The organism is Sorangium sp. So ce117 (assembly GCF_051524395.1).
Classification (GTDB): Bacteria; Myxococcota_A; Polyangia; order Polyangiales; family Polyangiaceae; genus Sorangium; species Sorangium cellulosum_B.
Genome location: NZ_CP150309.1, coordinates 10,757,027 through 10,770,729, shown reverse-complemented (window position 1 = coordinate 10,770,729; position 13,703 = coordinate 10,757,027). Strand labels below are relative to the sequence as shown.

8 protein-coding genes are annotated in these 13,703 nt (G+C 73.0%); 5 read left to right on the top strand and 3 right to left on the bottom strand.

Annotated elements, in window-relative coordinates; translation table 11 throughout:
* The first annotated feature begins 366 nt into the window (after positions 1-366).
* From WMF46_RS40440 to WMF46_RS40430, 3 genes are all read left to right on the top strand, one after another.
* Complete coding sequence (locus WMF46_RS40440; protein WP_437982099.1) at positions 367-2,103, top strand: S53 family peptidase; 1,737 nt, start codon at positions 367-369, stop codon at positions 2,101-2,103.
* A gap of 70 nt (positions 2,104-2,173) precedes the next feature.
* Positions 2,174-5,626: a poly-gamma-glutamate biosynthesis protein PgsC/CapC gene (locus WMF46_RS40435; RefSeq protein ID WP_437982098.1), complete on the top strand. Its 3,453-nt coding sequence runs from the start codon at positions 2,174-2,176 to the stop codon at positions 5,624-5,626.
* Positions 5,623-8,382: a hypothetical protein gene (locus WMF46_RS40430; protein WP_437982097.1), complete on the top strand. Its 2,760-nt coding sequence runs from the start codon at positions 5,623-5,625 to the stop codon at positions 8,380-8,382. Before WMF46_RS40435 ends, WMF46_RS40430 begins: the two co-directional genes overlap by 4 nt.
* Positions 8,383-8,428: 46 nt before the next feature.
* Here the strand turns inward: WMF46_RS40430 and WMF46_RS40425 are convergent, their stop codons facing one another.
* From WMF46_RS40425 to WMF46_RS40415, 3 genes are read right to left on the bottom strand one after another with little or no spacing between them, the layout of a single operon-like run.
* Positions 8,429-8,956 carry a hypothetical protein gene (locus tag WMF46_RS40425; protein WP_437982096.1) on the bottom strand — a complete coding sequence of 176 codons (528 nt, stop codon included), beginning with the start codon at positions 8,954-8,956 and terminating at the stop codon, positions 8,429-8,431.
* A gap of 2 nt (positions 8,957-8,958) precedes the next feature.
* Positions 8,959-9,678: a hypothetical protein gene (locus WMF46_RS40420; protein WP_437982095.1), complete on the bottom strand. Its 720-nt coding sequence runs from the start codon at positions 9,676-9,678 to the stop codon at positions 8,959-8,961.
* A complete protein-coding gene (locus tag WMF46_RS40415; RefSeq protein ID WP_437982094.1) occupies positions 9,675-10,907 on the bottom strand; it encodes a hypothetical protein in 1,233 nt (410 codons plus the stop codon). Before WMF46_RS40415 ends, WMF46_RS40420 begins: the two co-directional genes overlap by 4 nt.
* Positions 10,908-11,582: 675 nt before the next feature.
* Between WMF46_RS40415 and WMF46_RS40410 the strand changes: the two genes are divergently transcribed.
* Together WMF46_RS40410 and WMF46_RS40405 are read left to right on the top strand one after the other, a co-directional pair.
* On the top strand, positions 11,583-12,671 hold the full coding sequence (locus tag WMF46_RS40410) for a PEGA domain-containing protein (RefSeq protein ID WP_437982093.1): 1,089 nt from the start codon (positions 11,583-11,585) through the stop codon (positions 12,669-12,671).
* Positions 12,672-12,697: 26 nt separating this feature from the next.
* Positions 12,698-13,546 (top strand): formylglycine-generating enzyme family protein, encoded by an 849-nt coding sequence (locus WMF46_RS40405; RefSeq protein ID WP_437982092.1) that lies wholly within the window; start codon positions 12,698-12,700, stop codon positions 13,544-13,546.
* Positions 13,547-13,703: the final 157 nt, after the last annotated feature.

Below are 13,703 nucleotides of genomic sequence, written 5' to 3'. Positions count from 1 at the left end.
CCCAGGGCACCAGGCGCAGCCGTTGCGCCCGCCTCTATCGTCGTCCGGTGCGCCGCGATCGCCGGCCTGGCCTTGGCGCCGCGGTGAATCCCGGGCCGCGGCGCCGCGGCGAAGCGGTTCGCGACAGGGTGCGACGTGGTGCTCCCAACGCTCCGCCGACGCGCGTTGTGTTGCGGGCGGCGCACTTGTGATGCGACGTCAGCGCGCTGTGACGATTCGGCTGGATCGGCCTGTCGGAAGGGGTTTGAATCCTTGGTGCGTATGCGCCGTGCTTCACCTGTGCTTCGTGCCGCGCCCATCCTTGGTCTGCTCAGCTTGGTCAGCAGCGTGGCCTTCTCGGCCTCCAGCTGTGGCTGCGAGTCGGATGTGCAGATCGCAGATTCTTCGGGCAGCGGGGGCGCAGGCGGCGGCGCAGGCGGCGGGGGAGCCGGCGACGCGACCGGGAGCGGCGGCGGCGGCGCGGCCGGGAGCGGCGGCGCGGCCCAGGCCGGCGGCGGTGGGGCCGGCGGCGCCGGTGGGGAGGAGCTGCCGGACGAGCTGCCCGACTTCACCGAGGAGGAGCGTGAGCCCACCGAGGCCACGGACGGCATCCCGAGCCCGCTGCCGGGCGTGTACACCGACAAGGGCGTGGCCGGGGGCGACGAGGTGGTCCGCGCGCTGATGGGCTTCCCCATCCGCAACTCGGGGCTGCTCGAGCAGCGGATCGCCGAGATCTACGACCCGGCGAGCCCGCGGTTCCGCCAGTACCTCACCCGCGACGAGTGGATCGCGGCGTACGCGCCGCGGGAGCGCGACGTGCACCTCGTGAAGCTCTGGCTCGAGGAGCAGGGGATGCAGGTGAACTTCACGGCGACGAACCGGCTGCTGATCCAGTTCACCGGCACGGTGAGCCAGTTCAACGAGACCTTCGACACGGAGCTCCGGGTCTTCGAGCGGGAGAACCCTCAGGCGGGGAATCCGCCCTTCGACGTCTTCGGCTCCCTCGGCCAGCTCACCGTGCCGACGTGGGTGTCCGCTCGCACGACCGGCATCATCACCGCGGATCTCGCGGCGAGCACCCGGGCGCTCCCGGGCGAGGCCGGGGAGATCGAGCCGGATCCGCCGCCCGGCGTGGAGGGGGGGCTGACCCCGGCGCAGATCGCGGGCGCGTACGACGTCGACGATCTCTACGAGCTCGGGTTCACCGGCGAGGGCGTGAAGCTCGGGGTCACGATCGGCGCGACCTTCAAGTACAAGGACCTGCAGTCGTTCTGGCGGGCGCTCGGCGTGGAGCGGGCGAACCCCGAGGTCGTCCAGACGATGGAGCCGGTCGCGACGCGCTACGTGGAGTCGACGCTCGACGTGGCGTGGTCGGGCGGCCTCGCGCCGGGCGCGGATCTCGTGGTGTACCAGGGCCCCGACGCGCGCAACACGTCGATGGTCTACACGTTCAACGAGGCCATCGGCCGCGGCGAGGTGTCGGTCATCACGGACTCGTTCGCCCACCGCGAGGACTCCGAGCCGCCGGCCGTGCGGCTCCAGTACCACCGCTCGGCGCAGATGGCCGCGGCGCTCGGGATCACCGTGGTCGCGGCGACAGGCGACTCGGCGCAGACCGACACGCCCTCGGCGAGCCCGTACGTGACCGGGGTCGGCGGGACGTCGCTCTCGCTCGACGAGGACGGCGAGGTCGAGGACGAGCGCGCCTGGTCCGGCTCCGGCTCCGGCCCGACGCTCTCGTTCCCGATCCCCTCCTGGCAGGTCGGGGTCGTCGAGGGATCCGGCGGCAAGCGGGCGGTCGCGGACGTCGCCATGCACGCCGCGACCTCGCCGAGGCCGTACTGGGTCTACTACCTCGGCGAGTGGCGGACGTACGGCGGGACGTCGTTCTCGGCGCCCGCGTTCGCGGGGCTCATGGCCGTGGTGAACAGCTACCGCGCCGCGCAGGGCCTGCCGCGCGCCGGGTTCCTCAACTCGATCCTCTATACGACCCCCGCGGTGCAGGCGACGTTCCGCGACGTGGTGCGCGGCGAGACGGAGTTCTTTGCCGCGGGGCCCGGCTGGGACTACCCGACGGGCTGGGGCGCGCCGAGCGCGATCGGCCTGGCCACCTCGCTGCCGTAGCGCGCCCGCGCCGGCAACCGCGCCGGGCGCCGGCGCGCGCCGACCCGCCCCGCCGCCGCCGTCCCGCCGCATGCTCGAGAACCTGCCGCTCTTTCCCCCGAACGGGCTCGATCGGAGCCTCCACACCGCGGTCCTGATCGGCCTCGTCTTCGGGACCTTCTTCACCGAGACGCTCGGCTGGACGTACGCGGGGCTCGTCGTGCCCGGCTACCTCGCGACGGTGTTCTTCGCGGCCCCGGTCACCGCGGTGTTCATCGTCGCGGAGTCGATCGTGACGTACCTGTTCGTCGCGCTGATCGGCCGCTGGATCACCCGGACGGGCGCGTGGTCCACGGCGTTCGGGCGCGAGCGGTTCTACCTGTTCATCGTCGGCGCGGTGATCGTGCGGCTCTTCGTCGAGGGCTTCGTCGTGCCCGAGGTCTCGGCGCGCTACGACTTCGTGCACTCGCGGGAGCTCTACAGCATCGGGCTCGTGCTGGTGCCGCTCATCGCGAACGCCTTCTGGAACAGCGGCCTCCTGCGCGCGGCGCCGCGGCTCGCGCTCGTCACGGCGCTGACGGCGCTCGTGCTCGGCGTGCTGCTCCGGACGACGAACCTCTCGGTCTCGCGCTTCCAGGTGCTCAACGAGAGCCTGTCGCTCGAGTTCCTCGAGCTGCCGAAGGCCCACATCATCCTGGTCATCGGCGCGCTGCTCGGCGCGCGCAACAACGTCCGCTACGGGTGGGACTACAACGGCATCCTCGTGCCCGGCCTGCTCGCCGTGGCGTGGTACGAGCCGACGAAGCTGCTCACGACGACGATCGAGGCGCTCGTCGTCTTCTACCTCTCGCGCTGGATCACCTCGGTCCGCCCGTTCTCGCGGATGCTGCTCGTGGGGCCGCGGCGGATGATCTTCGTGTACGTGCTCGGCTTCGCCCTGAAGATGGCGATCGGCTTCGCCATGGTGCGGTACGCGCCGGGGCTGCAGATGGTCGACTACTTCGGCTTCGGTTACCTGCTCCCGAGCCTGCTCGCCGTGAAGATGTGGAACAAGGAGCACGTCGGCATCGTGATCATGCCGACGATCCAGGTGTCGCTCACCGCGTTCCTCGTCGGCAACGGCGTCGGCTACGCGCTCGTGGCGCTCGGCTGGGGCGGCGCGCCGCCGCCGCCCGCGGCCGCGGCGAGGCCGCTGCCGCGCGTCGAGAGCGCCGCGCTGTCGCTCGTGCTGGCGGACACGGCGCCCCGGCCCGGCCCGCGCCCGAGGGCGGCCGCGATCGCCGCCGACATCGAGTCGCGGCGGATCGCCCACCGGCTCGCGCGCAGCGTGCTGCGCGACGGGCGGCCGGCGGACGAGCTGCTCGGCGCGGCGGAGCGCGCGCGGGTGTCGGTGGCGCGGGAGGGCGACGGCGAGCGGCCGTGGTTCGTGCTGAGCCCGCGGTTCGACGATCCGGACGACACGCCGAGCGCGCCGCGGGCGGCGATCCGCAAGCGCGTCGGCCGGAGCCCGACGTCCGCGCCCGAGTGGCTGGTGCTGGCGGCGCCCACCGAGCTCGGCTCGGCGCTGCCGGCGGTGGCGCTCCGGGTCGCGGAGCTGCTCGACGCGGCGGGGGTCGTGCTGCTGTCGCGCCACGGGGCGATCCGGCGGCACGACGAGGCGTTCGTGGCCGCGATGATCGACGCCCTGGAGAGCCCCCAGGTGCTCCTCGTCGAGCCGGGCGGCGGTGACGGGCCGGAGCTCAGCGTGGTCGGCTCGCCGGCGGGGCTGCCCGTTGTGTCGATCGGCCTGGGGCTCGGCGCCGAGACGGCGATGACGTTCCGCCCGGCGGCGGAGCCGTCCACGCCCCTCGGCGACGCGCCGCGCTTGCACGTGCCGCGCGAGGTCGCCGAGGCGGTCGGCGCGCGCTCGCTCGGCGCGCCGGAGGCCGTGCGCTGGACCGGGACGCTGGAGGAGGAGCTCGCGAAGCGGATGGTGTCCTTGACGGAGGTCCAGCCGGGCTGCTTCCGCCCGCCGTCGCTCGAGGAGCTCAGGCTGTTCGACGCCGTGGTGGCGCCGCGGCTGATCGCGGCGGCGACGCGCCCCGGCGGCGCGTCCGGCGCGGCGCCGCCGACCGCGTGGGAGCGGGCGATCCTCGGGCGCCTCGGCTTCCGCGAGGTGCGCATCGGCGGCACCGACGCGGCGCCCGCGGCGTGGGGCATCGCGGAGCCCGGGCCGGCCGAGGGCGGCCCGGAGCGGCGCGGGAACCCGGCGTGGCTCGTGCTGGCGCATGCGTCGGCGTCGCCGCCGGCGGCGTCGACGAGCGCCATCTTGCCCGCGGCGCCCTCGACGGAGGCGGTGAGGTCGCCGCTGACGGGCGCGATGCTCGTCGAGGTGCCCGCGCCGCGGTGGCAGATCGGGGCGTTCGGGGCGGGGCTCGCGCTCGCCGACGCGCTCTCGGCGCAGTCGCTGCTGCTCGCCGGGGCGGTGCCCACGGCGGAGCCGAGCGGGGCCGCCGACGTGCGGCGCGCCGAGGGGCTGCGCAGCTACTTCCAGCGGGCGCACGAGGTCTGGGTGGGGGACGGCGGCAACGCGCTGTCGGTGCAGGCGATCGAGGCGGATCGGACCTACGAGCGGGACGCGGTGATCTCGTTCGGGTACGAGGTCGTGCGGCCGGGGCACGTGCCGACGTTCGCGGGGCCGCTGCTGGAGACGCTGCGCGATCTCGAGCTGCGCGTCGGGATCTTCGACGGCACGCGCGAGCAGGTGCCGTTCAGCGGCGCGACGGACATGGCGATGGCCTACGCGAAGCGGTTCGCCGAGGGGCGGTTCGCGATCGTGTACCTGGGCAGCGCGATCCGGCGCTTCTTCGAGCTCCGGCGCTTCGTGGAGCCGGGGCAGGGGGAGACGCGCCTCGAGGCGCGGCTCGCGCGGCTCGGCGTGACGCCCGAGCCGATCGACGTGGCCGCGCGGGCTCAGGCGCTCGCGTCGTGCGCGGGGAGCGCCGGCGCAGGAGCGAGCGGGGACGAGCTCTGCCCGACCCGGGCGGTGACCGCAGCGTGCGATCTCTCCGCTGCGATAGAGCCCTTCCGGCGCTACACGACCGAGCGGAACCCGTATTACCTGAGGGCGCACTTCGCGACGCAGGCGGCGCCGACGGCCGGGCCGGCGAAGGCGGACGCGACGCGGGCAGCGGTGGCGGACGCGGCGCGGGCCGGGTCGGACGCGTCGCGGGCAGCGGTGGCGGTTGTGCCTCGGGCGGGGCTGGCGGCCGCGGCGCGCGCCGCGGCGGCGGCCGCGCTGCGCGGGAGCGCGCCGGCCGCGCCGCGGCGCGAGGCGCAGTGCCATGTGGAGATCGGGCGCGACGTGATCACGGGGCGCCCGTGGGTCATCGCGGCGCGGCCGGGGGAGGCGCAGCTGCTGCCGATCGACGGCGCGCTCGTCGCGGTGCCGGGCGCGGCCGTGCCCGGCGGTTCGCGGCTGCGGCGCGCGGTCACCGTCGGCACGAGCGCGCTCCGGGTCGATGCGGCCGGGCCCGGGGCGGCGCCTCAGCGGGGGGGCCCGTGACCGCCCCGGCGAAGCGCCGCGCGCCGGCGGGCCACGAGGCGCCCGCGCCGCCGCGCTCCCACGCGGCGCGGCCGCCGTCGCGGGCGCGCCTGGCGACGGCGGGGTTCCGCGCCCGCGACGGCGCGCCGCGCAGGGCGCTGAACCCGCGGTGGCTGATCGCGATGGCGCTGCTCGGGGTGACGGCGTTCGCGCTCTCGCAGCTGTCGAGCGCGCCGCCGCTGGGCAGCGCGCTGCCGGCCGAGGACGAGATCCTCGCCTACCACATCGAGCCGGAGCGGGACCTCGTGGTCAAGGTCCCGGCCGAGATCGACGCGGTGGAGGTGACGACCTGGGGGAGCGTGAGGGCCGACGCCTGCGACTCGGCGCGGCGCTACCCGTACGGGTTCGTCGCGGCGTTCGTGAACGAGCGCGGGGAGGAGGTCGCGCGGCACGCGATCGATCTGGAGAGCCGGGTCAGCTGCGATCCCGATCGTCCGCTCGGCGAGGGCGAGTACGCGGCGCGGCTCGCGAGCGGCGGGGGCGCGGTGACGGATCCGCGCTCGACGCTGCTCATCACGCACGACGTGCTCCCGCAGGGCGGGCAGGTGCGGCTCCGGGCGAAGCCCGCGGTGGGGAGCGACGGCGGCGACGGCGTGCGCGTGCCGAGCGAGCTGACGATCCTGTCCCGGCTCGAGGGGCGCTACCAGCGCAGCGAGGCGTCGCGCGCCGTCTACGAGCAGAGCCTCGACGCGGAGGAGCGGCGGCAGCTCGGGCTCCGGGCGTCGGCGCTCGGCTTCGCCGACCTGCCGGAGCCGGCGCGGAAGGAGCTGCTCCGGGGCTGGGCGCGGCGGCTCGAGGCGGGGGGCCGCGAGGGGATCGACTACGAGATGTCGCGCCTGCTCTTGCGGCGGTTCCGGATGCCGTACCCGCGCGCCGAGGGGCGCGGCGCGTCCGAGTTCGTGATCGGCGAGCGCCGCGCGGCCGCGCTGAACTTCCGGGGCCCGCTGTCGCTCGACATCGAGGGCCCGCCGGGCCGCACGGTGCGGGTCGCCGACGGCGCGAGCGGGTCCGCGAGCGTCGCGCTCGGCCCGCTCGGGAGGGCCACGGTGCGGCTCCTGCGGGATGACATCCGGACGGTGGTGATCGACGGCGTCGGCCCGGATTTCGGCGTGCGGTTCAGCGCGCCGGAGGCGCAGGCGATGCAGCAGATCGGCGAGATCGTCCACCCGGCGATGCCCTCGCCCGCGGGCGAGGGCGGCCCCGGCGCCGCGCCGGGGGCGCTCCCGCCGGGGGCCGCCGCGGAGCCGCCCGCGCCGTCCGCGCCCGCCGCCGCGGCGGCGGAGGCGGCTCCGGCGCGGCTGCAGACGCCGCCGGACGTGCGGATCGTGCGCTACCTGGCGCTGGATCCGAGCGACCCGGTGATCGCGCGGATGGCGCCCGGGCAAGAGCTCCTCGGGCTGCTGATCCGGACCGAGATCGACGCGAGCGGGGGCGCGAACCAGGGCGACGCGACGGTGGTAGCGCGGTGGGGTCCTGGGCCGTCGGAGCGGGCGGAGCTCAAGGTGACGCTCCCGCGATCGCGGTTCGAGTGGTGGAACGAGGGGTTCGACGCGTCCGATCCGCGGCTCGCGATCCTCCGGCCGCCGGCGGGGGTGGAGCGGATCGAGATCACGGGCGACGCGAGGACGCGCCTGCGGCTGCGCGCGATCGAGCCGGGCGTGAACCAGACGCTGTACCGGCTGCCGTACCGGGTCACGCTGGCCGAGGACGAGACGTGGCGCTACGCGCCGTTCGACGTGAGCACGTGGACGGACGTCCGGGCGTTCAACCTCGACGATCTGGAGCGGAAGGAGCGCTTCTCGGATCTGCGCGAGCAGGTGCGGATCGAGCGGGCGGGGGAGGGCGGGAGGTCGAACGCGGATCGGCCGGAGCGGGTGCTCGTCCCGGAGCACGCGCCGGTGCGCCGGCGGCTGCTGATGCCGGCGTGGCAGTCGGCGGGGGAGCCGTCGCCGGGCGACGCGTGGACGCCGCTGCTCGTGGCGAAGGACGTGCGGGTGGACGGGGCGGGGGCGCGGGCCGGGCGGCTGTCGGTGATCTACCGGGCCGCGCGCGCGTCGCTTGGCAAGGAGGTGGCGGTGCGCGTCGACGGCGAGGTGGCGCTGAAGGAGCCGATCGTCGCGCTCTCGGGGTCGCTGCGGGTGGCGGCGCCGGCCGGCGCGCGGCGGGTCGAGGTCGAAGGGCTGGGCGAGACGGGGGTGGCGTACACGGACGCGCCGCCGGCGAACGGCGGGGCGATCGTGCGCCGGCGCGACGTGTTCGAGCTGACGCGCGCCCGGCCGATGACGTACGAGTTCGAGCAGGAGGCGGGCGAGACGCTGCACCTGGTGCTGTTCGTGGTGACGCCCGGGGAGAACGCGGACTACCGGATCCGGTACCGGCTCGAGGGGGCGAAGCCGGCGTCGCGGGAGGCGGCGTTCTTCCGCCGGGTGACGATCCCGGACGGCGTGCTGGCGGGCCGCGGCGGCGACCTGACGCGCGCGACGCTGTGGGAGGCGGCGACAGAGAAGCGCGGCACGGACGGGGTGGGGCGCGCGGTGATCCGGCTGGGCGACGACCTGGAGCCCGGGGAGCGGGCGGTGCGGCTGTCGCTGCTGGGGGCGCAGCCGGGCGACACGGGGGAGCCGGCGAAGGCGGTCTGGGTCGGGGCGGTGCTGGTCGGGCAGAAGGCGCCGGGGCGGGACGACGGGCCGAGGCTGTGGGTGGAGGACGATCCGTGAGGAGGAAGGCGATCGAGCCAGCCCGATGAGCACTTCCTCCCCCGAGTTATTCGAGCGCCCGACGAACCTGATCGCGCCGTCGCTGATTGTCCTCGTCGTCGGGTAACAGGAGCGAGAAGTCTTCGCTGTCGATCACGAGGAGTATCCCGTGGTGCCGGAGGAAATCCCGGCCCAGCAAGAGATCTTCATAGCCTGACATTTCTCGGAGCTCCGGCCGCTCAGCCCCACCGACCTGCCATGCGAGCTGGGGCGAGGGTGGGAGATCAAGCACGCAGTCGCCGATGCTCATCGAGACGTTCTCGCGGATCCAGCCCCCAGGTCCGATGAGCGGCAAGCGGAGCGTTTCGCGAGGCAACGCGGTACTCCAGCATGCCTCGAGCCAGCGATGGCTCAGCAGCGTGCAGTCCGCTCCAGAGTCGATGAAGACATCAGCTTCTAGCGGCGTGCCCCCGAGCCACCGCTCGAACTGGATCCTGACCGGGACGACCAGACCCAGGTCATGTTCCTGAGGCTGGCCCTGGTGCTCCGTAAAGAACCGAGAGACGCCGAACGGCTGCCGCTGGACGATCACCATGCTCAGGCGCCGCGCAGCGAGCGACCACGGACTACCGGATCGCGTTCGGGTAGCCGAACCCCAGGCTCGATAAAGACTGGCGTGCCGTCGGGAACCTCCTTAAACGCCGACTCGTAGCTGTGGATCGCCTCCTCCCGATCGGTGGAATGAAAGAACACTCGCGTCCCGATCATGACGACGAACTCGCCAGGGAACTTGCTCGCTTCCTCATACTGGCGCCGGATCAAGCGCTGCCGTGCTTGGGACGACGAGTCATTGACATGAGCCGACGACCGCTGAGCCGCCTCTATGCCCTCTTCGGCCGCATCGTCAGGGTCGCTTTCCAGGTTCCATAGAGGTGGACTGATGAAGCTCGACAGGTTGGGCGCGGCTCTGGCCAGCAGATCCAGGGATCTCGGCGAGAGGACAAGGACGGTGGACCCTTCGCGTGAGAGGCGGCTCCTCAGCAGATCGAGGCGCTTCCACTCGTCACCCGAGAACGCCTCCAGCCCGGAGACGACGAACAGCGCGCCTCCGCCCGCGCGCAGGCGCCTCGCGAGCGCGGCCGCATCCGGGGGAGCCTCCAGATGCTGCCCCCTGGAACGGCCAGCGATGCGCCGCGCCAGGGACAGCGTATCTCCCTCGGAGACGACGACCGCCCGGATTCCGCCAGGAGCGAGCGCCGCGTCGTTCCTGCGGCACAACTCGTCAAGACGAATCGACGGGAGCCCGACAGCGCTCATGCTGCCCCCTGGCGATTGGCCATCTGATCGAGGAGAGGTTCCAGTGTGGGTTGAACGACGAACCGCGCGCTGCCGTTCCGATACTCCAGCACGCGGCGGGTCATGAGGAGCACCATGTCGTCGTCCGACGTCGGGACGAAGGTCCCGGTCTGCCGTACGCGCTGCAGGACCTCGATCTCGGCGGGCTTGAGCCCGAAGATCAGCTGACGCCCGAAGGCGTCGGCGATCACGTCGATGTGCTCTTCCTCGACACGATCCGCGCCGCGCATATACGCCTCCTCTCCCGCCGAACGCGCCAGAGAAATGAGATCGCGGAGTACGCCGCCGGAGCGCTCGGCGAGCTTTCGACACACGGGTTCGGGGAGCAACTCCGACGGCGCTCGTCTTTGAAGGACGTCGACCAGGAAGGCGCGCCCTCGCTCGTCCTGCTGAACGTCGACCGCGTGCTGCGGGTAGAAGTGCTGAAAGTAGTCGGTGACCGTGCGGTGCGGACCGAACATGGATCGGAGCGGCCCCACGAGGACGAGACCGATGCCGGCCTCCTGGATGGCGCGGACGTCCTGCTCGACCACGGTCGCGAACGCCGCCGGGTCCGGCAGCCGGTCGAGTGAGTCGAACAGGAGCACGAGGTACGGGAAGCGCCTGCGCAGGCCGCTGCGGATATGGGCGAGCCGCTGAGCCTTGTCCTCCACAGACGAATCGAGCGGCTTCTCCGGCGAGGACAGGAGCGGTTTCTCTTCAATGATGTCATGGTAGCCGCGCTCCGGCTCATCATCATCGGGCTCACCGGGTTCGTCGAAGGGGATCCATACGTGACGATCATGACCGTAGGCCCAGCGCCGGAACTGCTCGCCGGCCTCGAGCGCCACCTTGTCATCCCCGGGTTCCAGGTGCCGGCGGGCTGCAAGCCCGGCAGCGATGATCAGCGTTCCAGGTACCATGCTCTGGAGATCATGGATGAGGCTCAGGTCGATGTACTCGGCGCGTGTATCCGCGAGTTGATTCAAGCGGTCGCACGCGACCAGGAGCTGCGTGGTCTTGCCCGAGCCGATGCCGCCGACAATCAGGTGCGACGAGGTGGGGTCGATCTCCAGCCGAGCAGCGACCTCGTCGGCCGTGGACCGCCCCGGTCGCGGTATGTAGAGGCCGTCGCGGACCGCGCCGCGCGGATCTCCGGCGGGGTTGAACCGCGCCATGTACTCACGGAATTTTTCGAGCCGCGTGATCACCTGGGGAGTATGGCAGCTTGCTCCCGAGCACGTCCACATGCGTGGCGCGTGAGTCCGCGAGGGGCACGGACGCGGACGTGCTCCCCTGTACGCTGCCTTGACGCATGCCACGGCCGCACCACCGCCTGCAAGCACGCCGATGGAGACCAGCGCCAACCCCGCCGCCGCGTTCGACCGTGACGATCTCCTGACGCGCTTCCCATCCGCGCCGACCGGCCGAGGTGGTCGCTGCTGGGGCCGATACGGGTGAGCCGGCGAAGGCGGTCTGGGTGGGGGCGGTGCTGGTCGGGCAGAAGGCGCCGGGGAGGGACGACGGGCCGCGGCGGTGAGTAGAGGACGACCCATGATGTGGAGCCGGGGTGGAGCGCCGGATCGGTTTGGAGGGCAGAGCGTCGTCGAAGCGCCTCGTACGTTGCGCGCCGCTGAACTCTGCTCCTCGTGAGCGTTTATGTCGCGGATCGACTCGATGGGTCGCTGTCCTCGTCACGAGCGGCTTGCCGCGCCGCGCGCCGCACAGCCACGTGGGAGCTACGTCGAGCGGTGCGGATGGCATTGGAAGGGGCTCTCCTCGTCAAGCCGAACCATGCGCTCGCTCATTGACGGGTTGGTCGTGCGCCTTTTTTGTTGTAGGGTCTCCCCGCGCGCCCACACGGCGCGGCAGCGGAACGAGCACACATGGCGGAAACGACGACGAGCCCGCTCGGGAAATGCCTTGTTGCGGTGGCGCTCCTTCGCCGCCCGGAGCCCCGTCGTGGCGCCAGCCGCGCGCGAGGCGCGCGTGCCTTCGCAGGCCTCGCGTCTGCGGTCGCGGTCGCGCTCGGGGGCGCGGCGGCGCACGCGCAGGGGCCGGCGCGCGACCCGGTGGCCGCGGAGGCGCTCTTCAAGGCCGCGCGCGCGCTCGTCGACAAGGGGGACGACGCGGCGGGGTGCCCGAAGTTCGAGGCGAGCCTCGCGCTCAACCCCTCGGCGAGCACCCAGATCAACATCGCGCGTTGCCGCGAGCGCGAGGGCAAGCTCGCGACGGCCTGGCACGATTACCATCGGGCCCTCGTCCTGAACCGCGAGACGGCCGGGGAGCAGCGGCGGCGAAGCCTGGAGGAGGTCGCGAACAAGGGGATCGCGGCCCTCGAGCCGCGCGTGCCGAAGCTCGTCATCGTCGTCAAGGGCGCGCCCGCCGGCGTGGAGGTGCTGCGCGACGGCACGGCGCTCCCGGCGGCCGCGCTCGGAGAGCCCCTGCCGGTCGATCCCGGCCCGCACGAGATCCGCGCGAGCGCCCCCGGGCACCAGGCAGAGACCCGCTCGATCACGCTCGCGGAGGGCGAGACGACGACGGTCGAACTCACGCTGCGACCCGCGGCTGCGGACGCGGCCAGCGCCGCGACGCCGCCCACCAAGGCGGACGAGACGCGAGGCGGGGGCACCCCGACCTGGGCCTGGATCTCCGGAGCCGCCGGGATCGCCCTTGCCGGCGCGTCGGTCGGGTTCCTGATCGACGACCTCTCCGCGATCAGCGCATTGCGCGAGAACTGCCGCGATGTCGCTGGCGGGACGTACTGCGACCCCGGCTATGACTTCGCGGCCGACAATGCGCGCAAGAACCGCGATTTCGGCCTCTTCGTCGGCCTGGGCGCCGCGGGGCTCGTCGCGGTGGGGGTGGCGGCCTATGGGATCGTCCGGTCGGGCGGCGAAGAGGCGCCGGCGGCCGTCGCGCTCCCGTGGATCGCGCCGTCCGGCGCCGGCGCCAGCATCTCCGGGAGCTTCTGATGCGAACGGGCGAGACAAGACGGGTGGTGTTCTTCAGGGCTCTCTCCGCGATGGTGATCCCGCTGTTTGCGGCGGGCGCGTGCATTCCTGACGTGGAGCCCACGGAGGGCGTGGTGGTGGGCGGCCAGTTCAACCGCCTGAACGACGCGCGTTATCCGGCCACGGTCGCCGATTTTCAGCTCGATCGCTTCGAGGCGACGGTGGGCCGGTTCCGGCAGTTCGTCGCGGGGTACCCGGCGACAAAGCCGAAGGCGGGGGCGGGCGCTCATCCGCTCATCGAGGGCAGCGGCTGGGACCCGGCGTGGGATGCGAGCTTGCCCGCGGGGCAGGACGAATTGCGGGCCTCGCTGCAATGCGACGCCAACTTCCGGACGTGGACCGATGAGCCCGCCGGTAACGAGGCGGCGCCGATCAACTGCGTGAGCTGGTATCTCGCGTTCGCGTTCTGCGCATGGGACGAGGGCCGGCTGCCCACGGAGGCAGAGTGGAACTACGCCGCGGTCGGGGGGAACGAGCACCGCGCCTATCCGTGGGGAGACGAGGTCCCGAGCCAGGATCTGGCGGTGTTCGGCTGCGACTCCACGACGACGGTGTGCCCGATCCCGTCCGTCGGGTCGAAATCCCCTGCGGGCGACGGGAAATGGGGACACGCCGATCTGGCGGGCAGCTTGTTCGAGTGGGTCCTCGATTACCACGCCGATCTGACGGCGACGTGCACCAACTGCGCGGCGCTGACCGACGGAGGCTTCGGAAGGGGCTCCCGCGGAGGGGCGTTCTCGCACACCGAGGAGACGCTCAGCCCGACGTACCGTATCGGCGAGCTGCCGGAGAGGACGCTGTCTTTCTACGGGTTCCGCTGCGCGCGGGGCGAGTAGGGGCGGCGATACGACGGCGGTGCCGAGGCCTGTGGTGCCGTCGACTCGATGGCTTTCAGGCACCGTTTCCGGTGCGCCGGAGCGGTAGGACCGGTCGGCGGGGAGCGTTTCCGGTGTCCCGGAGGCGGTAGGACCGGTCGGCGGGGAGCGTTTCCGG